We start from the raw sequence: 407 nt of genomic DNA on the forward strand, positions 1-407 counted from the left end.
AAATACAACTGTATTGCCAGTAACTGCAACTGACTTCGCTGCTGCTGGTCCTTACTTCGGCCTGAAGTATATAGGAAACATTTAATTCGTTATCATTTTAAAAATTTAATCAATACTGTTGACTTTATAAGGGTCAGGTAAGATAATTGAGCAAGGTACGCTCTCGGTATAGAGCGAATATGCGTACCGTTGCTAACAATTTAAAATTGGTAACGAACGGAAATAATAATAAAAAAGTGGAGATAAGCATGTTAAATTTGAAAAAAACAGCGTTAGCTGTTCTTGCTTTAGGTAGCAGTGCAGTATTCGCTGGTACCATGGGTCCAGTTTGCACCCCAGGTAACGTTACTGTTCCTTGCCCAAGTACTGGATGGAATGTCGGCGGACAGGCATTGATTTTACAAACA

General features: G+C 39.1%; 1 pseudogene. It reads left to right on the plus strand.

Features of this window, described 5'->3' with window-relative positions:
• Positions 1–248 precede the first annotated feature (248 nt).
• Positions 249–407, plus strand: a pseudogene (locus Ltuc_RS15910) (Lpg1974 family pore-forming outer membrane protein); the annotation flags it as partial.

It is taken from the genome of Legionella tucsonensis (assembly GCF_001468035.1).
GTDB lineage: Bacteria > Pseudomonadota > Gammaproteobacteria > Legionellales > Legionellaceae > Legionella > Legionella tucsonensis.